26 protein-coding genes are annotated in these 25,451 nt (G+C 74.1%); 4 read left to right on the plus strand and 22 right to left on the minus strand.

Going from position 1 to position 25,451, the window contains the following annotated elements:
* Positions 1-29: 29 nt before the first annotated feature.
* Complete coding sequence (locus AC0VYN_RS14660) at positions 30-2,768, minus strand: SpoIIE family protein phosphatase (protein ID WP_475536369.1); 2,739 nt, start codon at positions 2,766-2,768, stop codon at positions 30-32.
* A gap of 208 nt (positions 2,769-2,976) precedes the next feature.
* Entirely contained in the window at positions 2,977-3,405 is a 429-nt protein-coding gene (locus AC0VYN_RS14665) for a VOC family protein (RefSeq protein WP_475536370.1), read from the minus strand.
* A 357-nt stretch (positions 3,406-3,762) separates the two neighbouring features.
* Here AC0VYN_RS14665 and AC0VYN_RS14670 point away from each other — a divergent pair, with 357 nt between their 5' ends.
* Positions 3,763-4,191, plus strand: coding sequence for an ATP-binding protein (locus AC0VYN_RS14670; protein WP_475536371.1), 429 nt, complete (start codon positions 3,763-3,765; stop codon positions 4,189-4,191).
* Between the two features lie 33 nt (positions 4,192-4,224).
* Here AC0VYN_RS14670 and AC0VYN_RS14675 read toward each other — a convergent pair whose 3' ends face one another.
* Positions 4,225-4,590 (minus strand): STAS domain-containing protein, encoded by a 366-nt coding sequence (locus AC0VYN_RS14675; protein ID WP_475536372.1) that lies wholly within the window; start codon positions 4,588-4,590, stop codon positions 4,225-4,227.
* 162 nt (positions 4,591-4,752) lie between these two features.
* On the opposite strand from AC0VYN_RS14675, the gene AC0VYN_RS14680 reads away from it, so the two are divergent.
* Positions 4,753-5,019: a hypothetical protein gene (locus AC0VYN_RS14680; RefSeq protein WP_385470058.1), complete on the plus strand. Its 267-nt coding sequence runs from the start codon at positions 4,753-4,755 to the stop codon at positions 5,017-5,019.
* A gap of 71 nt (positions 5,020-5,090) precedes the next feature.
* Here the strand turns inward: AC0VYN_RS14680 and AC0VYN_RS14685 are convergent, their stop codons facing one another.
* Complete coding sequence (locus AC0VYN_RS14685) at positions 5,091-6,674, minus strand: glycerol-3-phosphate dehydrogenase/oxidase (RefSeq protein WP_475536373.1); 1,584 nt, start codon at positions 6,672-6,674, stop codon at positions 5,091-5,093.
* Positions 6,671-7,288, minus strand: coding sequence for a TetR/AcrR family transcriptional regulator (locus AC0VYN_RS14690; protein WP_475536374.1), 618 nt, complete (start codon positions 7,286-7,288; stop codon positions 6,671-6,673). The genes AC0VYN_RS14685 and AC0VYN_RS14690 overlap by 4 nt, the downstream gene beginning before the upstream one ends.
* A 71-nt stretch (positions 7,289-7,359) precedes the next feature.
* On the opposite strand from AC0VYN_RS14690, the gene AC0VYN_RS14695 reads away from it, so the two are divergent.
* Together AC0VYN_RS14695 and AC0VYN_RS14700 are read left to right on the plus strand one after the other, a co-directional pair.
* The gene (locus AC0VYN_RS14695; RefSeq protein WP_475536375.1) at positions 7,360-8,955 is read left to right on the plus strand and encodes an FAD-binding oxidoreductase; all 1,596 of its coding nucleotides are present in this window, start codon (positions 7,360-7,362) and stop codon (positions 8,953-8,955) included.
* Between the two features lie 72 nt (positions 8,956-9,027).
* Positions 9,028-9,909 carry a YegS/Rv2252/BmrU family lipid kinase gene (locus tag AC0VYN_RS14700; protein ID WP_475536376.1) on the plus strand — a complete coding sequence of 294 codons (882 nt, stop codon included), beginning with the start codon at positions 9,028-9,030 and terminating at the stop codon, positions 9,907-9,909.
* A 55-nt stretch (positions 9,910-9,964) separates the two neighbouring features.
* Here AC0VYN_RS14700 and AC0VYN_RS14705 read toward each other — a convergent pair whose 3' ends face one another.
* From AC0VYN_RS14705 to gvpO, 17 genes are all read right to left on the minus strand, one after another.
* Positions 9,965-12,244, minus strand: a complete 2,280-nt coding sequence (locus tag AC0VYN_RS14705) for a catalase (protein ID WP_475536377.1) — start codon at positions 12,242-12,244, stop codon at positions 9,965-9,967.
* A 337-nt stretch (positions 12,245-12,581) separates the two neighbouring features.
* Entirely contained in the window at positions 12,582-14,471 is a 1,890-nt protein-coding gene (locus tag AC0VYN_RS14710; protein WP_475536378.1) for a DUF2264 domain-containing protein, read from the minus strand.
* Entirely contained in the window at positions 14,468-15,508 is a 1,041-nt protein-coding gene (locus tag AC0VYN_RS14715) for a hydroxyacid dehydrogenase (RefSeq protein WP_475536379.1), read from the minus strand. Before AC0VYN_RS14715 ends, AC0VYN_RS14710 begins: the two co-directional genes overlap by 4 nt.
* Positions 15,505-16,368, minus strand: a complete 864-nt coding sequence (locus tag AC0VYN_RS14720) for a carbohydrate ABC transporter permease (protein ID WP_385470042.1) — start codon at positions 16,366-16,368, stop codon at positions 15,505-15,507. Before AC0VYN_RS14720 ends, AC0VYN_RS14715 begins: the two co-directional genes overlap by 4 nt.
* Positions 16,365-17,354, minus strand: a complete 990-nt coding sequence (locus AC0VYN_RS14725; protein WP_475536380.1) for a carbohydrate ABC transporter permease — start codon at positions 17,352-17,354, stop codon at positions 16,365-16,367. Before AC0VYN_RS14725 ends, AC0VYN_RS14720 begins: the two co-directional genes overlap by 4 nt.
* 25 nt (positions 17,355-17,379) lie before the next feature.
* Positions 17,380-18,711, minus strand: a complete 1,332-nt coding sequence (locus tag AC0VYN_RS14730) for an ABC transporter substrate-binding protein (RefSeq protein WP_475536381.1) — start codon at positions 18,709-18,711, stop codon at positions 17,380-17,382.
* Positions 18,712-18,828: 117 nt separating this feature from the next.
* The gene (locus AC0VYN_RS14735) at positions 18,829-19,929 is read right to left on the minus strand and encodes a substrate-binding domain-containing protein (protein WP_475536382.1); all 1,101 of its coding nucleotides are present in this window, start codon (positions 19,927-19,929) and stop codon (positions 18,829-18,831) included.
* 94 nt (positions 19,930-20,023) lie between these two features.
* Positions 20,024-20,314, minus strand: a complete 291-nt coding sequence (locus tag AC0VYN_RS14740; protein ID WP_385470050.1) for a gas vesicle protein K — start codon at positions 20,312-20,314, stop codon at positions 20,024-20,026.
* Positions 20,311-20,520 carry a gas vesicle protein gene (locus AC0VYN_RS14745; RefSeq protein ID WP_055421623.1) on the minus strand — a complete coding sequence of 70 codons (210 nt, stop codon included), beginning with the start codon at positions 20,518-20,520 and terminating at the stop codon, positions 20,311-20,313. The genes AC0VYN_RS14740 and AC0VYN_RS14745 overlap by 4 nt, the downstream gene beginning before the upstream one ends.
* A 35-nt stretch (positions 20,521-20,555) precedes the next feature.
* Positions 20,556-21,404, minus strand: a complete 849-nt coding sequence (locus AC0VYN_RS14750; RefSeq protein ID WP_475536383.1) for a GvpL/GvpF family gas vesicle protein — start codon at positions 21,402-21,404, stop codon at positions 20,556-20,558.
* On the minus strand, positions 21,401-21,745 hold the full coding sequence (locus AC0VYN_RS14755; RefSeq protein WP_385470054.1) for a gas vesicle protein: 345 nt from the start codon (positions 21,743-21,745) through the stop codon (positions 21,401-21,403). Before AC0VYN_RS14755 ends, AC0VYN_RS14750 begins: the two co-directional genes overlap by 4 nt.
* Before the next feature lie 18 nt (positions 21,746-21,763).
* The gene (locus AC0VYN_RS14760) at positions 21,764-22,717 is read right to left on the minus strand and encodes an SRPBCC family protein (RefSeq protein WP_475536384.1); all 954 of its coding nucleotides are present in this window, start codon (positions 22,715-22,717) and stop codon (positions 21,764-21,766) included.
* On the minus strand, positions 22,714-23,280 hold the full coding sequence (locus AC0VYN_RS14765; RefSeq protein ID WP_475536385.1) for a hypothetical protein: 567 nt from the start codon (positions 23,278-23,280) through the stop codon (positions 22,714-22,716). The genes AC0VYN_RS14760 and AC0VYN_RS14765 overlap by 4 nt, the downstream gene beginning before the upstream one ends.
* Entirely contained in the window at positions 23,277-23,558 is a 282-nt protein-coding gene (locus AC0VYN_RS14770) for a gas vesicle protein GvpG (RefSeq protein ID WP_475536386.1), read from the minus strand. The genes AC0VYN_RS14765 and AC0VYN_RS14770 overlap by 4 nt, the downstream gene beginning before the upstream one ends.
* 4 nt (positions 23,559-23,562) lie before the next feature.
* A complete protein-coding gene (locus AC0VYN_RS14775) occupies positions 23,563-24,339 on the minus strand; it encodes a GvpL/GvpF family gas vesicle protein (protein ID WP_475536387.1) in 777 nt (258 codons plus the stop codon).
* Positions 24,336-24,857: a gas vesicle protein GvpJ gene (gvpJ, locus tag AC0VYN_RS14780; RefSeq protein WP_475536388.1), complete on the minus strand. Its 522-nt coding sequence runs from the start codon at positions 24,855-24,857 to the stop codon at positions 24,336-24,338. The genes AC0VYN_RS14775 and gvpJ overlap by 4 nt, the downstream gene beginning before the upstream one ends.
* Before the next feature lie 37 nt (positions 24,858-24,894).
* Positions 24,895-25,212 carry a gas vesicle protein GvpO gene (gvpO, locus tag AC0VYN_RS14785; RefSeq protein ID WP_475536389.1) on the minus strand — a complete coding sequence of 106 codons (318 nt, stop codon included), beginning with the start codon at positions 25,210-25,212 and terminating at the stop codon, positions 24,895-24,897.
* Positions 25,213-25,451 lie beyond the last annotated feature (239 nt).

Genomic DNA, 25,451 nt, shown 5'->3' on the forward strand with positions numbered 1-25,451 from the left:
TCTCGGGCCGGCGGAGGGCGCCGGTCCCGTCAGGGTATGGGCTGCTCCGCCCAGATGACCTTGCCGTCGGGCGTGTAGCGGGTGCCCCACCGCTCGGCGAGCTGTGCCACGAGGAACAGTCCCCGCCCGCCCTCGTCGGTCATGGCCGCGTAGCGCAGGTGCGGTGAGGTGCTGCTGCTGTCGAACACCTCGCAGATCAGGCTGCGGTCGCGCAGCACCCGTACGTGCACGGTCTCGCCGCCGTACCGGATCGCGTTGGTGACCAGCTCGCTCAGGATCAGCTCCGTCGTGAACGCCAGTTCGTCCAGCCCCCACTCCGCCAGCCGCCGGGTGACCTGGGCACGCACCTCGCCCACGGCGGCCGGGTCGGACGGCACCGGCCACTCGGCGACCCGGTCCGGGCCCAGCACGCGGGTGCGGGCGACGAGCAGGGCGATGTCGTCGCCCGGCCGGTCCGGGAGCCGGGCGTCGAGGACGGTCCGGCAGGTGTCCTCCGGCGAGTCGCCGGCGGTCTCCAACGCCCTGCGGAGCTGTTCGAGTCCGACGTCGATGTCGTGCTCCCGGTCCTCCACGAGCCCGTCGGTGTACAGCACGAGCCGGCTGCCCTCCGCCAGGCGCAGTTCGGCCGTCTCGAACGGCAGACCGCCCAGGCCCAGCGGGGGACCGGCGGGCACCTCGGGGAACTCCACGGTGCCGTCCGGCCGGATCAGCGCGGGCGGCGGATGACCGGCCCGGGCGATCACACAGGTGCCGGCGACCGGGTCGTAGATCGCGTAGAGGCAGGTCGCGCCGGTGACGGGGGCACTGCCGTCCTCGGTGGTCTCGTCCTGGTCGATCCGGGCCACCAGCTCGTCCAGCAGGGTGAGCAGTTCGTCGGGCGGCAGGTCCAGTGCGGAGAAGTTGTGCACCGCGGTGCGCAGCCGGCCCATGGTGGCCGCGGCGAGCAGCCCGTGGCCGACGACGTCGCCCACCACGAGCGCGACCCGGGCCCCGGAGAGCGGCAGCACGTCGAACCAGTCCCCGCCCACCCCCGCCTGCGCGGGCAGGTAGCGGTGGGCGACGTCCAGGGCGTTCTGCTCCGGCATCCGGCGGGGCAGCAGGCTCCGCTGGAGTGTCACCGCCATGCCGTGCTCGCGCGTGTAGCGGCGCGCGTTGTCGATGGAGACGGCGGCGCGCGCGACCAGCTCCTCGGCGAGCGCCAGCTCGTCCTCGTCGAACGGCTCGGGCCGCCCGGAACGCCAGAAGCCCACCACCCCGAGCACCAGGGCGCCCGCGCGCAGCGGCACGGTGATCAGCGAGTGGATGCCGTACTCCACTATCCGCGCGGCCTGCTCGACGTCCTGCGCCTGCCAGCCCGCGGCCCGGCCGAGGTCCGGCTCCAGGACGGGCCGGCCGGTGTCCAGGGTCCGGCCCTGCGGGGAGGAGGCCACGAAGCGGATCTGCCGGCCCACCGGGTAGAGCGGCGCCTTCGCGTCCACGCCGCTGAGCGCGGTGCGGCGCAGCGGGGTGACCGCCTCCGGCTGGCCGCCGCGGAGCACGGAGTCGAACAGGTCCACGGTGACGTAGTCCGCGAACCGGGGCGCGGCAAGCTCCGCCAGTTCCTCGGCGGTCCGGGTGACGTCCAGGCTGGTGCCGATGCCCACCCCGGCGTCGTACAGCATCTCCAGCCGCTCCCGGGCGGTCTCGGCACGGCCGGACAGGGCCCGCAGCTCAGTGGAGTCGCGCAGGGTGGCGACGCTGCCGGGCGGTCCGCCCCGCTCGTCCGTGGGCCGCAGGTTGATCGCCAGCAGCCGGTCCTTGACCAGGTGGACCTCGTCCGTGGCGACCCGTCCGGAGTCCAGCAGCCGCGCCGTGTCGGCGGGCAGACCGAGGTCCAGGACGTGCCGGCCCTCGGCGTCGGCGGGCAGGTCGAGCAGGCGGTGCGCCTCGTCGTTCGCGAGCAGCAGCCTGCCCTCCCCGCCGACGATCAGCACCCCCTCGCGGACGGAGTGCAGGACCGCGTCGTGGTGTTCGTACATCCGGGTCATCTCGCGCGGGCCCAGCCCGTGCGTCTGCCGCAGCAGCCGCCGGCTGACCAGTGCCGTGCCCGCGGTCGCCAGGGCGAGCCCGATGCCCGCGGTGATCAGCACCAGCGGCAGCTGCCGGTCCACGGTCCCGCCCACGTTCTCCGTCGTGATGCCGGCCGAGACCAGACCGACGACCTTGCCGTCCGGCTCCTCGACCGGCACCACGGCCTGGACCAGACGGCCGATCGTGCCGTCGACCTCCTCGGTCACGGTCCGCCCCTTCAGGGCCGGCTCGATGTTCCCCACGAATTGTTTGCCGATGCGGTCGGGCACCGGATGCGTGTAGCGGGTTCCCTCGGTGTTGAGGACGACGACGAAGTCCACGCCGGTCGCCTTGCGTGTCGCCTCGGCCCGCGGCTGGAGCACCGCCGTCGGATCGGGGCTGCGCAGTGCCGCGCGCGTGCCCGGGGCGTTCGCGAACGTCGCGGCCACGGCGACCGACCGGTTGCGGGCCTCCACCGTGCTGTCGTGCTGCACCTGGAGCACGAGCGAGACCGCCGCCGTCACGACGAGCAGCAGCACGATGACCACGTTCAGCACGAAGACCTGTCCGGCGACACTGCGCCCGGACAGCGCCGACCGCAGAGCCGCGACTCGTCCCCGCCGCCCCCCGGCCGCTGCCCGCCGTGACCGGTCCGCCTCCCGCTGCCGGGCGAGCGAACCGACGGGACGACGGGGTGACCGCTCTCCCGAGCGACCCATCAGTCGGACCATGTGCCCATGTCTACACTGCCGGGCCGCGTGAAGCGAGGGGCGTCCGCGGGGACGGCGGCCTCCCGGTGACCGTCCCCGCGGGCCCGGTACGCCCGTCCGGGTGGTGCACGACCGGCGTCGATCCGCAGGCCCCTCCCGGGCCCGCGAGAGGCCGGGAGGGGCCGGGGCGCGGTGTCCGCACCCGGCCGCGGGGCGGTCAGGGCCGGGCGTAGGGCCGGGTCATGATCTCCATGTTGTGGCCGTCCGGATCGTCGAAGTAGGCGCCCCGGCCGCCGAACAGCCGGTTGATCCGGCCGGGTTCGGTGTGCCGGGGATCGGCGTAGTACGTGACGCCGACCGCCTCCAGGCGGGCGAGCATGCCGTCGAACCCCTCGTCGGGTACGAGGAACGCGTAGTGCTGCGGCTGGATCGGATCGTCCCGCATCTCGTAGTAGTCGAGGGTGACGCCGTTGCCGAGGTCGACGGGCAGGAACGGGCCGAACGGAGCGCCGACTTCCAGTCCCAGGATCGCGGCGAGGAACTCGGCGGAAAGCCGCCGGTCGCGGGCGAGGACGGCGGTGTGGTCGAGCCGCACGGTCGTGGTCGGCGGTTCGGGGGAGCGCGGGTGCTGCCGGCTGTCGGGCATGGTTCGAAGATCTCCGGGTCTCGGGTCCGAGGGGCGGCGCCCGGCGTGCGGGCACCTGGAACGTGGACGCGGAGACAGGGGCGGGCCGCGGGCCCGCGTGCTCATGCCGGGGCCGGGACCCTCTCTCGTGCATGGCCCATGGCCGACCCGGCAGTCACCTGGCCGACGTTACCGCCCGTAGTGGGCCCGGGCAACGCCGTTTCCGGTGTTGCCCGGGCCCCGTGTTCCGTCCGGAACGGGCTGTGAGGAACGGAAGTTGGGGCAAAGGAAGGGGCAGAGCCGGTTCGGTGCGTATCGTGAAACAGCGCGGGCCTTCGCTTCCACGCCTCGGCCCCGGACCGGACGGTGAGGCTCTGTATGACTCCGGCGCACAGACGCGAGGCCGCCGACGTCCCTGCCACGGCCACCGTGGTGGAGTTCAGGGGCGGATCGGCGATGATCCCTGCCTCCCGGGACGTCGTCCAGGGTTTCGTCGCCCGCCTGCGCGAGGCCGGCGTGGACATGGCCGACACCTTCCTGGACTCCGCCCGCCTGGTGGCCAGCGAACTGGTGACGAACGCGCTCCGGCACGCGCCGGGCCCGTGCCGGCTGGTGCTGACGCTGGTGGAGGACGGGGTGGAGATCGCGGTGTCGGACTCGGGGGAGGGATTCCCCGCGTTCCTGCCCGGCGATCCCCTGCGTGTCGGCCGACACGGCCTGGAGATCGTGAAGCGGCTGTGCGACGAGGTCGTCACCAGGCCGCACGCGACCGGCAAGACCGTCTCCGCGCGTCTGCCGCTGCGGTGACCGGGCCGCACCTGGGGACCGGTCGCGCGGTCCTCAGGCGGCCAGGGCCTCATCGACGGTGGGGTAGCAGGCGATCAGCGTGTCCACCCCGACGAGTTGCAGGACGCGCAGGACGGCCTGCTGCGGCGCGGCGAGCCGGAAGAACACGCCCCGGGACTCGGCGGCCTGGTGGGCGGAGATGAGCACGTTGATGCCGCTGGAATCCAGGAAGGCGACCTCCGAGAAGTCGACCACCGTGCCCGGTGCCGTCTGCACACAGGAGAGCAGGACGTCGAGGAGCTGACTGCTGCCGTCGAGATCCACTTCTCCGGCGAGGCTGACGACGCTGACGTCGCCGCCCGTGGTGGTACGGGTGATCAGCAGCCGCTCGGGTACTGCCGCTCCCTCGATGTCCGCCACGCTTTCCTCACCTCTCGCATATGCCCGGCCGTCGTCGGTGGGTCGATGTTAAGGCCCTTCGAAGCTTGTGTGGGCCACTTGTGCGGACCGGAAGGGGCCCGGAAAGGGCCGGGACGGCCTCGACGCGCGCGACGGCCGTCCTCTGACTACCGTCGAGATGTGGTGGATCACACATTCGAAGAGCTCGTGCAGAAGCGTCGCGCGGCGGACCAGGCACAGCACCGGGTCGAGGAGCTGCGCGACTCGTACGGGCCTCCTACGCAGCAGGAGTGGACCCGACGGCAGTCGTACATGTACGAGACCGCCGTGCGGGCATGGCGCGACCTGGACCGGGACGCGCAGACCGCGATGACGGAGTACGTCAAGGAGGAGGGGCAGTCCCGGCACAAGCTCGAGGCGAAGGTCCGCAAGGCCGTCCAGGACGGGTGACCCGGAGCTGACGCCCGCCTCGGTCCCGGTCCCCGCCCGCGCGCCCGCGTGGCCGGGGCCCGAGGGCCGGTTCAGCCCTGCCGGGACAGGGTCTCGCCGACGAGGTCGCGTACGGCGGTCAGCGCCGGGGCCCGGTCCGCGGGCACCAGCCCGATACGGGTGCGCCGGTCGAGCAGGTCGGCCTCGTCGAGGGCCCCCTCGTGACGCAGGGCCCACACGAGCTCCGCCCCGGTGACGGGGTGGCCGGGCAGCACGCGCTCGCCGAGCCGGGGGTCCAGGTCGGCCAGGGCCCGCACGGCCGGCGCCTCCGTGCCGTAGCGCCGCACCAGGCGGCGCGGTGCCCGCAGCGCGGCGAGGACGTGCGGCGCCGCGGCGCCGACCAGGGGCAGGGCGGCGGTGGTGGAGGACCCGGCGGCGAGGCGGCGGGCGGCGACGGCGGCGTCCACGGCGTCCTCGGCCATACGCCGGTACGTGGTGAGCTTGCCGCCGACCACGGTGGTCACCCCCTCCGGCGAGGTGAGCACGGCGTGCCTGCGGGAGATGTCCGCGGTCCGGTCCCCGGCGCCGGGCCGGTCCGGCGGCGTGGTGTCCAGCAGGGGACGCAGGCCCGCGAAGGCGCCGACCACGTCCTCGCGGCGGACGGGCACGTCCAGGACCGAGCCGAGCACGTCGAGCAGGAAGCCGATGTCGGTCTCCGGCACCTCGGGGACGTCCGGCACCGGGCCGTCCACGGGCTCGTCGGTCAGCCCTACGTAGACCCGGCCGTCCCCCTGGGGGAGGACGAGGACGAAGCGGTTGGTCTCCCCGGGGACCGGGACGTGCAGTCCGGCGGGCAGCGGGCCGAGGTGTTCCGCGCGCAGCACCAGGTGGGTGCCGCGGGAGGGCCGGATCCGGATGCCGTCCACCAGGCCGCCGGCCCAGACCCCGGAGGCGTTGATCACCGCGCGGGCGCGGATCTCGCCCGTCTCGCCGGTGACCTCGTCGCGTATCAGGGCGCCGGACGAGGTGAGCTCGAGGGCCCGCACCCGGGTCAGGACGCGGGCGCCGTGCGCGGCGGCGGTGCGGGCCAAGGCGGTGACCAGCCGAGCGTCGTCGGTGAGCCGGCCGTCCCAGGACAGCAGGCCGCCGCGCAGCCCGGCGGGGCGCAGTGCCGGGGCGAGGTGGCGGGTCTCCACGGCGGACAGCCGGCGCGGCGCGGGAAGCGTGCTCCGGGCCGTGCGCGCGGCGAGGCGCAGCGTGTCGCCGGCCCGGAACCCCGCCCAGGCCAGCGTGGCCTGCGCGCGCGAGACCAGCGGCGTCAGCGGCAGTACGAACGGCTGGGCGCGCACCAGATGCGGGGCGGTGCGCTCCATCAGCACCCCGCGCTCCACCGCGCTCTCGTGGGCGACGTCCAACTGGGCGGAGGCGAGGTAGCGCAGTCCGCCGTGGATCAGCTTGGAGCTCCACCGGGAGGTGCCGAACGCCAGGTCGTGCGCGTCCACGGCGACGACGTCAAGACCCCGGGCGGCCGCGTCCAGGGCGGCGCCGGCGCCGGTCGCGCCGAGGCCGACGACCAGGACGTCGACGGCCGGACCGCCGACGGTGTCGGTCAGTTCCCGCGAGCGCCGCGCGGCGGACAGGGCGGCACCTGCGGCGGGGCTGCTGGTGGGGCTCATGGGGTGAGGGTCCTCTCGAGGATGGTCCGCAGCTCCGTGAGGAGGGCCGCGGCGGTCAGGTCGGGGTCGTCCTCGTCGGTCATGGTCCGCAGCGACAGGGCGAAGGACTGCACGACCAGCAGCACCGACCGCGCCTGCCGCTCGGGGGGCGCCGCCCGCACCGAGCCGTCGGCGTGCCCCTCCCGCAACTGGGTGGCCAGCAGCTCCAGCAGGGCCTCCTGGCTGGCCCCGCGCCGGTCCAGGACGTAGGGCAGCAGCAGCTCGGGATCGACGTCGACGATCTTGCGGAAGAGCGGGTGGGCGCGGAACGCCTCCACTCCGGTCACCAGCCCCTCGACCACGCGGGGGCGGGTGGCGAGGCCGGGCCGGGACTCGGGGACGGCCCCCGTGGCGACGGCGATCCACTCGCGGGTCATCAGGTCGCCGACCAGGGACCGCACGTCGGGCCACCGCCGGTAGAGCGTCATCCGGGAGACACCGGCGCGGCGGGCCACATCGGTCATGGTCGTGCGGCGGACGCCGACGGCCAGGACGCAGTCGCGGACGGCGTCGAGCACCGGGTCGTTGTCCGAGGAGTTCGGCCGGCTCGAGCTGTTGTGACGGTTGGGCGTCATGTGTAACAGTGTAACGCCAGTGAGGCCGCGCGGGCGGCATCCCCCGAATCGACCGGTGAGGACGACAGGCAATGGACATGCTGTGGAACGGCTGGGGCGATCCGGCCCGGGCGACGCCGCTGCCCGACACCGTGACCGGGCTGCTGCGCGATCTGCTCGGTGTCGAGGAGAAGGACGCCGAGTCCGTCCGCCTGGAGGAGATCGAGCTCCCGGCCGCACTGGACGACCCGGCCCGCCGCGCCCTGCTCGCCGCCGTCGGCGACCGCGCCGACCGCGTGCGCACGGACGCCGAGGCCCGCGTCCGCCACACCCGCGGCAAGTCCACCCCCGACCTGCTGCGCATGCGCCGGGGCGACGTCCGCGACACCCCGGCCGCCGTCGTCCTGCCCGACGGCCACGACGAGGTGCTCGCGGTCATGCGGGCCTGCGCCGAACACGGCCTGGCGCTAGTCCCGTTCGGCGGCGGCACCTCCGTCGTCGGCGGCCTCGCCCCCGGCCGGCCGGGCCCCTTCGTCACCCTGGACCTGCGGCACATGAACCGCCTGCTCGACCTCGATCCGGTCTCCCGCACCGTCACGCTGCAACCCGGCCTGCGCGCCCCCGAGGCCGAGGCCCTGCTGGCCGGGCACGGCTACACCCTCGGTCACTTCCCGCAGTCCTACGAGTGGGCCACCATCGGCGGTTTCGCCGCCACCCGTTCCAGCGGGCAGGCCTCCGCCGGGTACGGACGCTTCGACGACATGGTGCTGGGCCTGACCCTCGCCACCCCCGAGGGCACCCTCGACACGGGCCGCGCCCCCCGCTCGGCGGCCGGACCCGACCTGCGCCAGCTCGTGCTGGGCTCGGAAGGCGCGTTCGGCGTCATCACCTCCGTGACCGTGCGTGTCCGGCCGGTGCCGGAGGTCCGCCGCTACGAGGGCTGGCGCTTCGCCTCCTTCGACGAGGGCGCCGCCGCCCTGCGCCGGCTCGCCCAGGACGGCCCGCGCCCGACGGTGCTGCGGCTGTCCGACGAGACCGAGACCCTGATCGGCCTGGCCCAGCCCGACGCCATCGGCGCCTCCCTCGCCGGCGGGAACGCCGGCTGCCTCGCGATCGTCGGCTTCGAGGGCACCGAACAGGACACCGCGCACCGCCGCGGGACGGCGGCCGCCGTACTCGCCGAGTGCGGCGGCACGTCCGCCGGCGGGGAACCGGGGGAGCGGTGGGCGCACGGCCGGTACTCCGCGCCCTATCTGCGCGACTCACTGCTGGACGCCGGGGCGCTCGCCGAGACCCTGGAGACGGCGGCCTACTGGTCCCGGATCCCCGCGCTGTACACGGCCGTCCGCGACGCGCTCACCGCGACGCTCACCGAAGCCGGCACCCCGCCGCTGGTCATGTGCCACATCTCGCACGTGTACGAGAACGGCGCCTCCCTGTACTTCACCGTCGTCTCCGCCCAGGGCGACGACGCCGTGGCCCACTGGACCCGGGCCAAGCACGCCGCCAACGAGGCGATCCTCGACGCCGGCGGCACCATCACCCACCACCACGCGGTCGGCACCGACCACCGCGACTGGTACCTCCGGGAGGCGGGCCCCCTCGGCATCGAGGCCCTGCGCGCCGTCAAGCGGCGCCTGGACCCGGCCGGGCTGCTCAACCCGGGCGTCCTCCTGCCCGGCGACTGACCCCCCGGCCGGCCACCCGTCGTTCCCGTGAGACAACAGTCCGGCACCATCCGTCTGCCCGGAGGCACATCGATGCGACAGTTCACCGCCGTCGTCAACCCCACCGCGGGCGGCGCCACCTCGGCCGCCGCGCTGCTCGGGGTGGCCCGGCTGCTGCGGGAGGCGGGCGCCGGACTGGAGACCGAGTACAGCCGCAGCCTCGCGCACGCCCGGGACGTCGCCCGGCAGGCCGGGCGGCGGGGCCGGGTGGTGCTCGCCGTCGGCGGGGACGGGATGGCCGGCGGGATAGGCGGCGCCCTCAGCGGCACCGGCACCGTGCTGGGACTCGTCCCGGCGGGCCGCGGCAACGACTTCGCCCGCGCGCTGCGCCTGCCCGCCGAGCCCGAAGCCCTCGCCGAACTGCTGCTGCGCGGCGAGCCGCGCCCCGTCGACACCATCGAGGTCGCCTCCGCCGTCCACGACCGCACCGTCGTGCTCGGCAGCGTCTACGCGGGGGTCGACGCGCTCGCCAACCGCCACGCCAACCACGCGCGTCTGCTGCGCGGCACCGCCTCCTACTACGTGGGCGCGCTGCGCGCGATCACCACCTGGCGCCCGGCCCGCTACCGGGTCACCGTCGACGGACAGGAGCACGCCTTCACCGGCTACACCGTGGTCGCCGCCAACTCCGGCTACTACGGCTCCAACCGCCTCATCGCGCCCGCCGCCCGGGTGGACGACGGACTGCTGGAGGTCGTGATGATCCGTCACGCGCCGCGGCGGCTGTTCTTCGCCCTGATGAACGAACTCGCCTCCGGCGCCCACGTCCACCGGCCCCAGGTGCGGGTGCTGCGCGGGAAGGAGGTCCGCATCGAGGCCGACCGGGCCGTGCCCTACGGCGCCGACGGGGAGGTGGAGGCCGTCGTCCCCGTCACGGCCAGGGTGCTGCCCGGAGCGCTGCGCGTCCTGTGCTGAACACGCGCCGGGGCCGGCCGCCGACCTCGGCGACCGGCCCCGGGGGCCTCGCGGATCAGCCCCGCGGAGTGGTGAAGCGTTCCCACACCCGGTGCGACCCCAGCAGCCGCGTGACCTGCTCCAGCGCGGCGGTGCCCGAGTCGGCGACGACCACGCCCGCGGCGTCGGCGGGCACACCCGATGCCTCGAGGGCCGCCTCGCCGCCGGCCCAGACGCCGATCGCCTTGCCGTGCCGGAACGCCTCCGACACCAGCAGGCTCACCCGCGGGTCGATCGACCCCGGACCCGTGGGCGCCGGCGCCGCCTTGTAGTCCCGCGGCGTGTACGCGTCGCCGCCCATCGCGGGCGTCCCCGCCACCAGGACGGCGTCGAACTCCACCGACCGCGCGGTGACATAGCTGCGCTGGACGGTCACCGCCGCGTCGCCCGAGCCCAGGGTGCCGCCCGTCGGCGCCACCACGAGCGGCACCATGCCGGCGCTCAGCACCGCCTCCCGCACGGCCGTCACACCCTCCAGGTCGGCCCCGCTGGTCACGATGCCGACGACGCGGCCCTCGGTCGGCCAGGTCCCGCCGACCTGGGACAGCGCCGGGCTGGGCTCGACGTCGGCCAGGGGCACGGTCGGCTCCGGAGCGGGCAGACCGAGGCCCTCGGCGACGCCCGCGCACAGCTCCGGGTCGATGTTGGCCAGCACCTGGAGCGTCCGCTCCCTGATGGCCTGCTCGTAGCACTTGCCGAGCTCGAAGGTGTAGGCGCCGATGATGTGCTCGCGCTCCACCGGGCTCATGCTCAGCCAGAACCGGCGCGGCTGGCTGAAGTGGTCCGCGAAGGACTCCGGCGCCTCCCGCACCTTCGACGCCTCCGGGATCCGGACCGGTGCCTCGATGTACGCGCTCATGTCCGCGCCGGCCGTGAACGGGCAGCCGCCGTCCAGGGAGTTGGGGCGGTACGGCGCCACGCCCCGGTGCACCGCGGTCTGGTGCATGCCGTCGCGCAGCATGTCGTTGACCGGCGCCTGCGGCCGGTTGATCGGCAGCTGCGGGAAGTTGGGGCCGCCCAGGCGCGTGAGCTGCGTGTCCAGGTAGGAGAACAGGCGGCCGGCGAGCAGCGGGTCGTCGGTGACGTCGATGCCCGGCACCAGGTGACCGACGTGGAACGCGACCTGCTCCGTCTCGGCGAAGAAGTTGGACGGATTGCGGTTCAGGGTCAGCAGCCCGACCGGCTGCACCGGGGCGAGCTCCTCGGGCACGATGTTCGTCGGGTCCAGCAGGTCGATGCCCTCGAAGGTCTGCTCAGGGGTGTCGGGGAACGTCTGGATGCCCAGCTCCCACTGCGGGTACGCGCCCGCCTCGATGGCGTCGGCGAGGTCGCGGCGGTGGAAGTCCGGGTCGACGCCGTTGATGATCTGCGCCTCGTCCCACACCAGGGAGTGCACACCCAGCTTGGGCTTCCAGTGGAACTTCACCAGCGTCGTGGCGCCCTCGGCGTTGACCAGCCGGAAGGTGTGGACGCCGAAGCCCTCCATCATCCGGTAGGAGCGCGGGATGCCGCGGTCGCCCATGAAGAAGATGGTGTGGTGGGTCGCCTCGGTGTGCAGCGAGACGAAGTCCCAGAAGGTGTCGTGGGCGCTCTGCGCCTGCGGGATCTCCCGGTCGGGGTGCGGCTTCACGGCGTGCACGACGTCCGGGAACTTGATGGCGTCCTGGATGAAGAAGACCGGGATGTTGTTGCCGACGAGGTCGAAGACGCCCTCGCTGGTGTAGAACTTCGTCGCGAAACCCCGGGTGTCCCGCACGGTGTCCGCGGATCCGCGGGAGCCGACCACCGTGGAGAAGCGGGTGAACACCGGCGTCTCCACGTCCGCGGCGAGGAACCCCGCCTTCGTCACCGAGGCCGCCGTGCCGTAGCTCTGGAAGACCCCGTGCGCGCCCGCGCCCCGGGCGTGGACCACGCGCTCCGGGATGCGCTCGTGGTCGAAGTGCATGACCTTCTCGCGCAGGTGATGGTCCTGCAGCAGGACCGGCCCGCGCGGCCCCGCCTTCAGCGAGTGGTCGGTGTCGTACAGCCGTGTGCCCTGTGCGTTCGTCAGATAGCTCCCGGACTGGGCGACCCGGGCCTGGTCGGCACCGGTCGGCTGGCCGGTCGGCGACACGGTGGCCGGACCGCTCTGGTCCGGCTTGGGCGGCAGCGGCTCCCGGGGAGTGGTGGGTTCGGCGACCGGGGGCGACTCGGGGGCGGGCTTGCCGGGCACCCCGTCCGCCGGCCCGCCGCCCTCTCCCTGCAGGGCATCGGTGACCTTGTGGGCTACCCGCTTGAGGGGGTTGGCCTCGCTCATCAGCCTTTTCTCCGTTCTGGGCGGACCGCTGCACGCGGCCGGTCGTCCTCGAATACCGACTGCCGTGGTGGGCCGTGACCGCGTACCCAGCCACCCGGACTCAAGGCATGCGCGTTCGCGGCGGGACGAGCGGGTCCCGTACGCGGGGACGACGGCCGCTCCGCGGACACGACCCGTGGCCCGAGCACGGCGCGCGACGCCTTGTGCATGGGGACTCCTTCGCGCCGGGGGCCGTACCAGCGTCACCGGCCGGGTACCGGCGCGCCACCGGAGGCGTGCGCACGAGGGAGGCCCCCGGCCGGCCGGCTGCCGGACGGGGGCCTCGGGCCGCGCCGGGTCACCCGTGCGTGACCTCCAGCGGCGCGAACGAGACCCGCGTACGCGCGCCGCCGTCCGCCCAGACCACCTCGGCACCGGTGCCGTCGGCCACGACCTCCGTGACGGCGTCCGCCAGGGGACCGGGGCCCGGTTCACCGGTGAGCGCGGCCAGGCAGACGTGCAGCGAGGTGCCGCCCGCGTCGGCGGACAGCCGGGGCACCTCCGCCCACGGCACGTAGGCGGTGCCCTGCGGCGCGCGCACGGTCTCCGGCTCGGGACTCCAGCCGTGCAGGCCGTGCAGCGCCGACACCAGTGGCTCCTCGGGACCGGTGGCCCACCCGGTGTGGGTGAGGCGGGTCCCGGCCGGGGCGCCGGTCACCCGGTGCACCCGCAGCTCGTACGGCCCACGCGCCACGGTCACGCTCTCCACCCGCAGCCCGGGCACCATCGGGGGTCCGCCGGCGAAGACGGGCCGGTGCCAGGACGCCGCCCAGCCCCAGCCGTCGCCGTGCCCCGCGCCGAGCGGCCGGATCCGGCGGCGCACACTGCCCCGGCCGTTCACCTCCACCGACAGGTGGTTGTCCGCGACGTTGCCGAGTGCCGTCGGGCCGGTCCGGGTCGAGTACGCCTGCCGGCCGTAGTGCGGGTCGTCCCCGGCGGCCGACTCGCCCTCGTGCGGGCGGACATGGTCGCTGCCGTGGTTGTGCAGCCGGACGATGCCGTCGTCGCGCGTCGACTGCACCAGCAGCCCGGGCGCGGGCAGGGCCAGCACCCGGTCGGCCTCCTCGACCGGCGCCCGCTCCTCGGTGGCCGTCCACAGCGGGTGATCGGCCGGCGCCAGGAGCGACACGAACGCCTTGGACGCCCAATAGGGGGACGCCGGGCCGGAGTACGGCTGGAGCGTCGCCTCGTGCGGCCCGTGCCAGCCCAGGCTGAGCAGCCCGTCGTCGGTCAGTGCCCCGCGCTCCAGGAAGTACCGCAGGCTGCCGCTGGCCAGCCGCCGCGAGACGCCCGGAGCCAGCGGCGTGTACCCGGTCAGGGCGCCGAGGCCCACCGCCGAGGAGGCGGCGAACCGGTACGCCAGCGAGCGGCCGAAGTGCAGCGGCGCCCCGTCCGCGCCGAACGTCGCCCCGAACCCGTCGAGGTGGGCGCGCAGCCGGTCCCCGTACCGCTCGGCGAGGCCGCCGTCGCCGCCGAGGTGGGCGTCGAGCACCGGGTACAGGTGCAGCGCCCAGCCGTTGTAGTGGTCGAAGGCGCGTCCGTCGCCGTCGGCGTACCAGCCCCCGCCCCGGTACCAGCCCTCCATCAGCTCCAGCGCCCGCTGCCGGGCCGCGGCCGTCCCGGCGTCGCCGCGGCCGACCGACTCGAGGAACCCGGCGACCGTGTACGGGAACAGGTACCAGTTGTTCGGCGCCGGAACGTGCCGCAGTGCCCCGCGCAGCCACTCCTCCACCCGGTCCTGCACCCCGGCGTCGAGGTTCTTCCACAGCCACGGCGCGGTCAGCCGGAGCCCGAGCGCGACCGACGCCGACTCCACCATCGGCTGGCCCTGCACGTCGTGGTCGAGGATCAGCGGCCAGGACTCGCCGTCGTCGCGGCCGGGCGTGAGCGTGCCGGAGGCCAGGCCGCGCGCGTAGCGGTCCAGCCAGGCGTGCGGATCGTCGCCGCCGGCTCCCGCCACCCGGAACGCCGCCGCCAGGAACGTCCGCGCGAAGCCCTCCAGGCCGTCGGAGCGCACGCCCGAGCGGGAGGGCCGGCCCGGCAGGTCGAGCAGCGCGCAGCCCGGCGTGCTCCAGCGCCACGCCGCCCAGAGCAGCCCGTCCGCGACGGCCTCCCAGTGGGCGCGGGTGTAACCCGTGTACGGGCTCAGCGCACGGTCCTCGATGGGCAGTTCGAAGGGGATGCTCATGCCAGGAACGCCAGCCTTTCGCGTCGTACGGGGTGGAGGAAGCCGGCACCGGACGCCCAGCGGGCGGTCTCGGCGAGGGCGAGGTCCGCCAGGCGGCGCCACTCGTTGCCCTCGGAACCGGCGAGGTGCGGGGTGATCAGCGCGTTCTCGCAGTCCCACAGCGGGTGGTCCGGCGGCAGCACCTCGGGGTCGGTGACGTCCAGCACGGCCCGGACGCGGCCCGCGAGGACGGCGTCGGTGAGCGCCTCCTGGTCCACGACCGCGCCCCGGGAGGTGTTGATCAGCACGCCCCCGGCCGGCATCGCGTCGATGAGGGCACGGCTGACCAGACCGCGCGTCTCGGGCAGCAGCGGCGTGTGCACGCTGACGGTGCCGCAGCGCGCGAACAGCTCCGTCAGCCCGACGCGTTCGACACCGAGCGCGGCGGCGTCGGCGTCGCTGACATAGGGGTCGTGCAGCAGGACCTCGAGGTCGTGCGGGCGCAGCAGCTCGGCGACCCGGCGGCCGATCAGCGACGCCGACAGGAGGCCCACCGTGCGGCGGTAGTTGCCGACGCGGCGCGAGGTGTGCAGCCAGTTGCCGCGGGTGCGGGACAGCCGGAAGTCGTGGGCCCGCTCCAGCACCTGCTTGCCGGTCAGCAGGATCATCCCGAGGGTGTACTCGGCCACCGGAACGGCGTTGGCCGCGGCGGCCGAGGAGACCTCGATCCCGCGCTCCCAGCACGCGTCGGTGACATGTCCGCGGACGCTGCCCGCGGTGTGCACCACGGCCCGCAGCCGCGGTGCCGCCCGAAGTACCTCGGCGTCCAGCGGCGGGCAGCCCCAGCCGGTGACCAGCAGCTCGGCGTCGGCCAGGAGCGACCTGGCGCGCGGGGTGGACAGGTCGTCCAGGGCGGGCAGCGGGGCGAGGTCGCAGATCCGGCCCAGGGCGCCGAGCGACTCGGGGTCGAGGACGGCCGCGGCGGCGTCCCGGGACATGGCCACGGCGGCCCGGGGCCGGGATCCGCGGCCGGGTGTGTCGGGGGCGTGCGAGGTCACTTGACGGCTCCGGCGGTCAGCCCGCTCCGCCAGAAGCGCTGGAGCAGGACGAAGGCGAGGATGAGCGGCAGCACGGCCAGCAGCGACCCCATGACGACCACCGGGTAGTACTCCGGCGAGACGGACGCCGAGCTGTTCCACTGGTACAGGCCGAGGCTGACGGGATACAGGTCCTGGTCGGACAGCATCACCATGGGCAGGAAGAAGTTGTTCCAGATCGCGGTGAGCTGGAAGAGGAAGACGGTGACCAGTCCGGGGCCGAGCATCCGCAGCGACACCCGCACGTACGTGGTGAGTTCGCCCGCGCCGTCCACGCGCGCCGCCTCCAGCACCTCGTCGGGCACGTAGCCCCGGCTGAAGATGCGGCCGAGATAGACCCCGAACGGGTTGAACAGCACCGGGACGAACACCGCCCAGAAGGTGTTGACCAGACCGGCCGCCGACGCCATCAGGTACAGCGGCAGCGCGAGGACGGTCTGCGGCACCATGACCGCCGCCAGCACCAGGCCGAACAGCTTCTCCTTGTGCCGGAAGCGGTACTTGTCGAAGGCGTAGCCGCAGGCGACGCTCAGCAGCGCGCCCAGCGCGGCGCCGAGGACCGCGTACAGCAGGCTGTTGAGGTACCAGCGGCCGTACAGCCCGCCGTCCATGGCGAACAGGTCCCGCAGGTTCTGCGCGAAGGAGAAGTCGCTCAGCGACAGCAGGTCGCTGCTGAACAGCGCGTCCCGGCTCTTCGTGGTGGCGAGCACCAGCCACAGCACCGGCAGCAGGGTGTAGAGGACGGAGATCGCGACGACCACGTTGACCGTCGCGCGGCCCAGCAGTCCCGGACGCAGCAGGGAGCTGTCGGTGGCGCTCATCGGGCCTCCTCGGCGGAGTCGGCGCGGCTGGTGAAGCGGGTGACGCCGTAGGACAGGGCGATGGTGCAGACGAGCAGGACGACCGAGGCGGCCGCCGCCAGGCTGTAGTTGTTGCGGGTGAACGCCGCGTCGTAGATGTACATGCTCGGCGAGAAACGCGAGCTGATCATGGGGGAGGACTGGCTGAGCAGCATGGGCTCGGTGAAGAGCTGGAGCGCCCAGATCAGGGTGAAGATGGCGACCATGACGATCGAGGCCCGCACCAGCGGCGTCTTGACCTGCAGTGCGGTGCGCACCGGACCGGCGCCGTCGACCACCGACGCCTCGATCACCTCGCGGGGCACGGCCTGCAGGGCGGCGTAGAAGACGACCATGTTGTAGCCGAGGTTGCTCCACAGCGCGATGTTCACGATCGACGGGATCACCGTGTGGATGCCGAGGAAGTCGATCGTGATGTCGGCGCGGGCGAACAGGTCGATCACCGGGCTGATGCCCGGCGTGTACAGGTACAGCCAGATCAGGGCCGCGATGATGCCCGGCACGGCGTGCGGCAGGAACAGGCCGAGCTGGGCGAAGGCCCGCAGCCGCACCACGCCCGAGTCAAGCAGCAGGGCGAGGGCGAGCGCGCCGACGACCATGAGGGGGATGTAGATCAGGCAGTAGAGCGCGACCGTGCCGAGTCCGCCGAGGAAGGTGGGGTCGGTCAGGACGGCCGCGTAGCTGCGCAGTCCGACGAAGACGGTGCGCTCGGGACCGAATCCGAGGCCGGGCTGGTCGTCGCTGAAGAAGCTGAGGTAGACGGCCGTACCGACGGGGATCAGGAAGACGGTGACCAGCAGGACGAAGAACGGCGTCATGAGGACGCCGCACGCGGCCAGCCGGCGGCGTCCGGCCGCTCTGCGGGCGCGCAGGCCCGGGGCGGACGGCTCCGGACCGGCGGCGCGCGCGGTGCCGGCCGGCACCCGGGGCGGGGTGGTCGTGGTCATGGGGTGTCACCTGCCTTTCGTCGGCTCAGGTGCTGTGCTGGGTGGTGGACAGGCCGAGGGCCTTGAGGTCGGGCATGGTGCCCTCCTGCGCCGTGCGCAGCGACTCGGTCAGGGACCCCTGGCCGGCGCCGACCCGGGCGAAGGAGTCCTGCATGACCTTCTGGGTGGCGCTCATCCGCGGGCCCCAGAGCCAGCCCTCGCCGATCTTCTCGGCCTCCTGCTCGAACAGGCCGTAGATGTCCTGTCCGCCGTAGTAGGATCGGTCGAAGGCCTCGCGTCCCACCGTGACCAGTCCGGGAGCGGCCGGATACTGGCTGCTGGTGCCGCTGGACAGGCGGGCGCGCAGGGCGTCGGGGTGGGACACCTGCCACTCGATGAACTCCATGGCGGCCTCGGGATGGCGGCTGTCCCTGGTGACGGCGAAAGTGGAGCCGCCGTGCATGCCGACGGACGGGCTGCCGGTGTCCCACTGCGGCATCGGGGCGATCCGCCACTGCCCCTTCTGCCCGGGCCGCGCGTTCATCTGGGCGCCCGCGTCCCAGGCGCCGCTGAGCCGGGTGAGCACCAGTCCGTTGCCGAGCTGCGCGTCGGACTGCCTGCTCTCCACGGCGTTCATGAAGACGTCGTCCCGGTCGATGAGCCGCTGCCAGTAGTCGGCGACGCGCCGGGAGGGCGCGTCGGCGAGGGAGACGTTCCAGGCGCCGCGCGACGTGTCGAACCACTGGGCGCCCGCCTGCCAGGCGTACGCCGCGAACTGGGTCATCCCGTCGGTGGGGAACAGCACCAGCCGTCGCCCCGGCGCGGTACGGCGCACGGCGGCGGCCTGCTCGGCGAACTCGTCCCAGGTGCGTGCCACCCGGAGACCGTGCCGGTCGAACAGGTCGGCGCGGTAGTGCATCACCATGGGCTCCACGTCCAGCGGCACGCTGAACACCCGGCCCTCGAAGGTGGTCTGGCCGAGCGCCTGCGGCAGCAGCTTGCGGCGCAGCGCGTCGCCGACCAGGTCGGTGATGTCGCGGGCGACGCCGTCGATGGCGAACCCCGGTACCTGCGGGTACTCGATGGTGGCGACGTCGGGCGCGTTGCCGGCCCGGGCGGCGTTGCTCAGCTTGGCGTAGCCGCCCTGTCCGCCGGAGGGGATCTGCTGGAACTCCACCCTGATGGAGCGGTGCGTGCGGTTGAAGGCGTCGACCACCTCCTGGCTGCCGCGCAGGGCGGACCAGAAGGTGATGTGTGTGGTGGTGCCCGTGCGGGCCGACGAGGCGCCGTTCCCCCCGCTGCAGGCGCCTGCGGCTCCTGTCAGGGGTACGGCGGCCATCGCGGCGAGCACGGAGCGACGACTGGGTCGTCCGGGCATGGCGGCTCCCGCGGCTCCTGCGTGCCCGCGGCTCGGGGCACGGCTGTTGGGGACACGGGAATCCTGGACCGGCCCAGCACAAACGGTCAATAGATCGATCAGAGGAAAATAAAACGCTCAAACGCTCAGTGTGTCGGCCGCTCGCCGGGTCGAACCGCGCACCATCAGCCGGGGCAGCAGTTCGACGCGCCGCGCGGGCCGCCCGGCCGCCTCCCGCAGCCGCTCGAGGAGCAGCTCGGCGGCCACCCGGCCGACCTCCGCACGGGGCGGGGCCACGGCCGTCAGCGGAGGCAGGGCGAGCCCGGCCACCACGTCGTCGTACGCCACGACCGAGCAGTCCTCCGGCACCCGCACCGCCCGGTCCGCCAGCCGCTGCACGATCATCAGCGCGTCCACGTCGCCGTGCAGCACGACACCGGTCGCCCCCGTCCTGCGCAGCAGCACCGGCAGCTCGGCCGTCTCCTCCGCCGCCGCGTACGGCCCCTCGGCCCCCGACTCCGGCGCGCTCAGCGCCCACGTCCAGTGCTCCACCAGCGGGTGCGCCCCGGCGATCCCGGCGAACGCGGCCCGCAGAGTGCGCGCCGTCGGACTGTCGTCCCGGGTCGCGAACACGATCCGCCGGTGGCCGAGCCCCACCAGGTGCTCCACGGCCAGGTGCGCCCCGTACCAGTGGTCCGAGCACACCGAGTCCAGCACGTGCGGTGCGCTGCCGCGCCGCGGCCGCCGCTCCATCAGCACCGTCGGCACGTCCAGCGCCGCCAGCCACGCGTAGTCGCCCTCCTCGGCGGCCAGGCTGCTCCACCGGGGCGCGAGCAGCAGCCCCCGGGCGCCGTCCTCCAGGGCCCGCTCGACCAGCGGACGTTCGGCGCCGGCCGCCTGGGGCGCGATGTGCAGCGCGAGGCGCACGCCCGCCTCCTCCAGCACCGTGCGGGCGCCGTGCAGCGTCTCGGCCAGGTACGAGTGCCGCTCCGGCACGACCACGGCCACCCGGTCGCCGTCGGCGAGGTCACCGGCCGGCACCTCGGGAGCGGGCAGCGTCGAGCGGACGACGCCGTGCCCGCGGCGCAGCCTGCCCTCCCGCGTCAGCTCCTCCACGTCCCGGCGGACCGTCACCACCGAGACCTGCAACTCGTCGGCGAGGTCGCGCACCCGCGCGGTGCCGCGCGCCTGGACCGCCGCCAGGATCCGCTGCCGCCTGACATCGACCGGCTCCCGCATCAGTACTCCCCACCCGCAGATGTTCGTTTGAGCGATTCTTCGTCATCATAACGATCGCTCCTGGCGGGTGTACGTTCCTCGGGAACACGGGACGCTACGGTCCGGGATCCGCGAGCAGCGGGCCCAGCGGGCCCAGGTCGAGGTTGAGGTCGCTGCGGCTCAGGCCGTGCTGCGCGCACAGGTCGTCCATGCGCCGGTCGAGCAGCATGAGCGCCGTGCCGAGCCGGTCCTCCTGCTCCGCGCTCAACGTGCCCTCGTCGAAGCGGCGCACGGCCTGGCGTTCCATGAGCTGCCGCAGCAGCTCCACCACGGTGAGCACCAGCGCGGCCAGGTCGTTCGTGACCCGCTCGGGGTCCAGGTCGAGGTGTGCGCGGGGCGTCGTCACAGCGGCCCGCTGTCCGGCCACGGGGCGGGCACGCGTTCGTTCACCGACGACAGCAGGGCGTGCAGGGAGATCCGCACCAGTGGCACGTCGGCGATGGCCAGGACCAGGTCCCCGCTGACCACGACACCGGTCGCCAGCACCCGGTCCAGGAGGTCGACCAGGGGCACCCCGACCGGCGCGTACGGCTCGGGCCCGCCCCAGGGCACGCGCGCGGGACCCGGCGTACGGGTGTCCACGGAGGTCACGGCCGCACCCCCTGCTCCGCGTGCTCCCGCCGGGCGGGGTCCGCATCCTCGTCCCAGCGGGCGAAGGAGTAGGGGATCCAGGGACCCGAGGCGCCGATCTCGACGGCGGAGTACCGGCGGTCCGCGGTGAGCGCGGCCAGCGCGCGCGTGAAGGCCCCGCCCTCCCCGTCCTCCACGAGATAGGCCAGGTTCAGCAGTTGCGGTGCGCTGCGGCCCGTCAGACGGTCGCTCTGCGGGCGGTGCCGGGTCGCCGCGACGGCGTACCGGCGCAGTTCCGCGTCGACGGCCTCCGCCTCGGCCAGGGCCTTGGCCTGCGCGTCCCGGCGGTCGCGCCGCTGTGCGCTGGCCCGGCTCAGGTAGGCGCGCCCACTCGCCCCGGAGCCGGTGTCGTCGCCGGCCCGCGCGGCGGTCCGCGTGGCGGCGTGCACCTTCACCGCCCACTCCGTACGGCCTTGGAGGCGGTCGAGCAGCGCGTCCAGGACCGCCGCGCGCGAGGCGACCGCCTGCCGCGCGCTCTCCTCGCCGTGGTACAGCGTCGCCATCGGCAGCGGGACGACGGACCGGCCCCGCCCGCCCGCGGCCTCGACACCCCGGTGGTGGGCACGGGCGCACCGCTCCAGGTCCTCGGGCCGGCCCAGCCGCGCCGCCAGCGCCTCGTCGCCGAACAGCGCCGCGGGGACGTCCTGGACCAGCAGGCACAGGCCGTCCGCGTGCAGCACGCGCAGCGGGCCGCCCTCCTCGTGACCGGTCGCCGCGGCCAGGGCGGCGGCGTCCGGCGGAGTGCGGGTGACGGCGAACGCGCAGACGAGGCCGGGCGCGCCGGGGCCGGCCGGAGGCCCGCTCACCGGACGGCTCCCGCCGTCTCCCCGGCGGCCTCCGCCAGGGCGTCGAGCTGGGCCCGCAACCGCGCGTTCTCCTCGGCCAGTTCGTCCCGTGCGGCCCGGGACGACAGGGCCGGGTCGGTCTCCCACCAGTCGATGCCGGCCTTCTTCGCGGTGTCCACCGAGGCGATGAACAGCCGCAGCCGGATGGTGAGCAGCTCGATGTCGAGCAGGTCGATCTTGATGTCCCCGGCGATCACGACGCCCTTGTCGAGGACCCGCTCGAGCAGGTCCGCCAGGCTGCCCGAGGCGGGGGCGCAGAGCTCGGTGTCCAGCTCCGCGTACCGGTGGTCGACGTCCGTCACTGCGTACTCCCCGGGCGGTCAGCGACGCGGGCGGGCCCGTTCGTCGTCCTCTTCGGGTTCGTCCTCGTACTCGTCCTCGTCGTACTCGCCTCCCTCGTCGTCGTACTCGCCGTCCTCGTCCTCGTTCTCGTCCTCGTACTCGTCCTGCTCGTACTCGCCGTCCCCGGCCTCCTCGTCCGTGTCCTCGTCGCCCTCGCCCTCGGTGTCGTCGGCGTTCTCCTCCTCCAGCGCCTCCTCGTGGCTCCGGACGACCTCGCCGTCGCGGATCTCGCCGCGCCAGCCCTCCAGGTCCTCGGCGTCCACGAACGTCACGTGCCGTGCGAAGTGCTTCAGGTCCAGGCGCAGCCGGCGCCCCTGGGCGCGCCAGAGGTTGCCGGTCTTCTCGAAGAAGCCCGCCGAGTAGTACTCGACGACCACGACGACGCGGGTCAGCCGGGGCCCCAGCTCGTGGAAACTGACCACACCCTGTGTGCTGCCCTTGGCTCCCTCCGAGGTCCACATGATCCGCTCGTCGGGGACCTGCTCCTGCACGGTCGCCTTCCAACTCCGGCTCGAGGGGCCGACCTTGACGTTCCAGTCGGAGGTGACCTCGTCGGACGGGCTGACACTGCGGACGCCCTTGGTGAAGGAGCTGAAGTCCTGGATCTGGGTCCACTGGTCGTAGACGGTGCGCAGGGGGACGCCGATGTCGACGGTCTCCATGATGTGCGTCGCCTTGACGCTGCCCCGGGGCCGTCCTCGCTTCTTGGAGCCGCCGCTCCCTCCCGAGTCGCCCTGGCCGTTCCCCTCCGGGTCGTCCCCGTCCGAGTCCTTGCCGCCGGCGGAGGCGGTCAGACGGCTGGTCAGACCGCCGATCCGCTCACCCGCCCTGCCCGCCAGGCTGTGCCCGGTCGCTGAGAGGTAGCCGCCGAGAGCGTTCTTCACGTCGCCCAGCGGGGACGCCGCGCCCTCGCCCTTTCCGGTGGGGCTCATCCGCGGCCACCTCCCCGCCGGGCCCCCGACGGCACGGCCTTCCTCGCCGCGGCCTTCTTGGCGGCGGCCTTCTTCGCGGGTGGTTTCCCACCGGACGCCGACGGACGCGGGGGAGTCTTCCGCGCCGCCTTCCTCGGCGGCGCGGGGGCGGGCTCGCGGTCCTCCTCCCGTTCCTCGTCGTCGAAGTAGCCGGCCTCGTCGGCCGCGTCGTCGTCCCCGTCGTCCGGTTCCCGGCTCCCGCCCTCCCGGACCGCGCCGGCGAGCGCGTCGGTGCGGTCCCGGAGGGTGTCCGCGAGGCCGGTGAGCCTGCGGTTCGCCGCGGCGGTGACGGCCGTGCGTCCCGCGGCCAGCAGCTCGCCGCGCACCTGGTCCGACAGTTCCTGGAACTGCGGTGCCAGTTGCAGCCTGCCCAGCCCCGTGGACAGCACCTGGCCGGGGGAGAGCCCGAGGCGCCGCCCCGCCAGGTAGGAGCCCACCGCGAAGGCCACTTTCGCCTTCTTGGTGCGGCCGAGGAGATATCCGCCCGCCATGGCCGCCGCCAGGGCCGCCTTGCTGTCGTTCATGGGTGCCTTCCGTGCGCTGGTTCCGTGCTGGTGGTGGTGCGGCCGGTGGGCCGGACCGGGCGGTCGAGGAGGGCGAGCAGACGCTCCTCCTCCCGCTCGAAGGCCGCCTCGTCGACGGCGCCCTCGTCCAGGGCCCGGTTGAGCGCGGCCAGACGGGCCTGGACGGCGCGCGGGTCGTGGACCTGGCGCCGGGCTTCCTGCAGCAGTTGGTCGGCGATCCACGCCGTGCCCCGCACCGGCGCCAGGGGCAGCAGCAGGAGACCGCTCACGAGGCCCACCGCGTCACCGCCCGGCCGGGGCGGGTGACGGGTCGACGAAGCTGTAGCAGGGCAGGGGCCCGGTCACACTGAGCGCCAGCCGGTCCCCGCGGTCACGGGCGCACGCGTCCACCGCCTGCCGGAACCGGGACTCGTCGGCGGCGCGCAGCAGGAACGACGCGCTCAGCACCTGCTCGTCGTCGGTCGGGCCCCCCACGGTGTGCACGGCGAGAGGGGTCAGGCGCTCGAGGATCTCCTGGGCCGCGCGCCGCGCCTCGCGGCGGACGGCCAGGGCGAGCGCCTCGCCGAGCCGGACGTTGGCCTCGTAGTCCGGCCGGCGCCGTGTCCGCAGGGCCAGGGACCGCAGCTTCTCGTCCCGGCGCACCAGCTCGGCGAAACTGCCGGGCACGACCGCTCCCTTGACGTTGAACTCGACGCACCCCCGGACGCCGTCGAGCTGGCGTGCCAGGTGGTCGGCGTCGGAGCGCAGCTGCGCGAGCAGCACGTCCGGACGGGGACTGAGGACCGCGAACCGCATGGGCAGCAGCGGTCCCTGCGCGGCCAGCTCGTCCAGCACCGCCTGATGGGCCATCAGGTCACGGCGGCGGGGCCTGAGCCGTGCGGGCGTGGCCGAGACCGCGGCGCACAGGCCGGACTCGGTGAGCAGCCGCACCGGAGCGCCGCCGACTCCGGGGGAGCGGGGCGTGCGGACCCCGGCGGGGGCGATGCCGTAGACGTACAGGGCGTCCCCGGTCTCCGGAACAACGGCTGCGGGGGCGGGGGCTGTGGTGGGCACGGTCATTCCTCCTCTGTCTCCGTGCGCCGGCGCGGGCGGCTGCGCGGGCGGTCGTCGTCACCGCGGGGGCGCCCCGCCGGGCGGTTCCGGGGCCGTTGCGTCCGCTCCTCGCGCTCGCGGGTGCGGGAGCCGGCACGGCGCGGCAGGGGCGCCTCCTCGTCCTCCTCCGGCTCCGGTTCCTCGGGCGTGAGGATGTCCCGCACCCGGTCGGTCAGGGAGTGCGTCGACCGCTTGGCGGCCGCCCGGCCCACGGTCTTGGCGACCGGCCCGCCGAACAGCTCGGGAACGGTCTTGGAGCGCACGTCGTGCTCCAGGTCCAGACGGTTGCAGGCCTCCGCGAACCGCAGGTAGGTGTCGACGCTCGCGACAACGATCCGGGCGTCCACCTTGAGGATCTCGATGCCGACCAGGGAGACGCGCACGAAGACGTCGATCACCATGCCGCGATCGAGGATGAGTTCCAGGACGTCGTAGAGCGTTCCGGCGCGGGGCGCGCAGACGAGCTCGTCTTCGTACGGGATCATGCGGGTGGTCCTTCCGGGGGCGGGCCCAGCGGCCCGGTCACTGGTCCTGGGCGCCGCGCCGGTAGCGGGCGATCCTGCGGTACCGCAGCAGGTCGCCCGCCGTGTCCAGCTCGACCTCGTAGGTGGCGAGCAGGCTGGTGGTGTCCGGGATCCGTGCCACCTCCAGCACGTCCACGTTGACGATCCAGCCGTCGTCCTCGCTCCGGTACACCGCGGAGACCCCCTCCAGGCGGTGCCGGATCAGCTCGGACAGGGCGTCCGCGGCACGCTGTGCGGCGTCCCGGGCACCCCGTACGGGACGCTCGCGCGTGGTGGTGGACGTCGTGCCGCGACGCCGCTCGCCAGGTTCTGTCATGCAGCCCACTCTGACCGCGTGTCCCGGTCCGCGCGCCCGCAGTTACCCCATCCGGGCACTCCTGAGCTCACGACCCGTCACTGGGCGGTGCCAGGACCCGCGAGAACGCCGACCAGCTCGTCGCCGTCCCGCAGGACATCGCCACCTTCGGACTGCCGTCGGCGACGGACCGCACACCATGACCCACGTCGAGGTCCGACCCGACTGCTCAGGGCATCCCCGACCGCACGGTGCCGGCC

Source organism: Streptomyces sp. 63XJN7_1_ISO-PGPR-S23-121, assembly GCF_056173025.1.

Excerpts from the sequence above, each read along its gene's own strand:
- AC0VYN_RS14660 (WP_475536369.1), bottom strand. The coding sequence starts at position 2,768 with ATGGGTCGCTCGGGAGAGCGGTCACCCCGTCGTCCCGTCGGTTCGCTC.
- AC0VYN_RS14665 (WP_475536370.1), bottom strand. The coding sequence starts at position 3,405 with ATGCCCGACAGCCGGCAGCACCCGCGCTCCCCCGAACCGCCGACCACG.
- AC0VYN_RS14670 (WP_475536371.1), top strand. The coding sequence starts at position 3,763 with ATGACTCCGGCGCACAGACGCGAGGCCGCCGACGTCCCTGCCACGGCC.
- AC0VYN_RS14685 (WP_475536373.1), bottom strand. The coding sequence starts at position 6,674 with ATGAGCCCCACCAGCAGCCCCGCCGCAGGTGCCGCCCTGTCCGCCGCG.
- AC0VYN_RS14690 (WP_475536374.1), bottom strand. The coding sequence starts at position 7,288 with ATGACGCCCAACCGTCACAACAGCTCGAGCCGGCCGAACTCCTCGGAC.
- AC0VYN_RS14695 (WP_475536375.1), top strand. The coding sequence starts at position 7,360 with ATGGACATGCTGTGGAACGGCTGGGGCGATCCGGCCCGGGCGACGCCG.
- AC0VYN_RS14700 (WP_475536376.1), top strand. The coding sequence starts at position 9,028 with ATGCGACAGTTCACCGCCGTCGTCAACCCCACCGCGGGCGGCGCCACC.
- AC0VYN_RS14705 (WP_475536377.1), bottom strand. The coding sequence starts at position 12,244 with ATGAGCGAGGCCAACCCCCTCAAGCGGGTAGCCCACAAGGTCACCGAT.
- AC0VYN_RS14710 (WP_475536378.1), bottom strand. The coding sequence starts at position 14,471 with ATGAGCATCCCCTTCGAACTGCCCATCGAGGACCGTGCGCTGAGCCCG.
- AC0VYN_RS14720 (WP_385470042.1), bottom strand. The coding sequence starts at position 16,368 with ATGAGCGCCACCGACAGCTCCCTGCTGCGTCCGGGACTGCTGGGCCGC.
- AC0VYN_RS14725 (WP_475536380.1), bottom strand. The coding sequence starts at position 17,354 with ATGACCACGACCACCCCGCCCCGGGTGCCGGCCGGCACCGCGCGCGCC.
- AC0VYN_RS14730 (WP_475536381.1), bottom strand. The coding sequence starts at position 18,711 with ATGCCCGGACGACCCAGTCGTCGCTCCGTGCTCGCCGCGATGGCCGCC.
- AC0VYN_RS14735 (WP_475536382.1), bottom strand. The coding sequence starts at position 19,929 with ATGCGGGAGCCGGTCGATGTCAGGCGGCAGCGGATCCTGGCGGCGGTC.
- AC0VYN_RS14760 (WP_475536384.1), bottom strand. The coding sequence starts at position 22,717 with ATGAGCCCCACCGGAAAGGGCGAGGGCGCGGCGTCCCCGCTGGGCGAC.
- AC0VYN_RS14765 (WP_475536385.1), bottom strand. The coding sequence starts at position 23,280 with ATGAACGACAGCAAGGCGGCCCTGGCGGCGGCCATGGCGGGCGGATAT.
- AC0VYN_RS14775 (WP_475536387.1), bottom strand. The coding sequence starts at position 24,339 with ATGACCGTGCCCACCACAGCCCCCGCCCCCGCAGCCGTTGTTCCGGAG.
- gvpJ (WP_475536388.1), bottom strand. The coding sequence starts at position 24,857 with ATGATCCCGTACGAAGACGAGCTCGTCTGCGCGCCCCGCGCCGGAACG.
- gvpO (WP_475536389.1), bottom strand. The coding sequence starts at position 25,212 with ATGACAGAACCTGGCGAGCGGCGTCGCGGCACGACGTCCACCACCACG.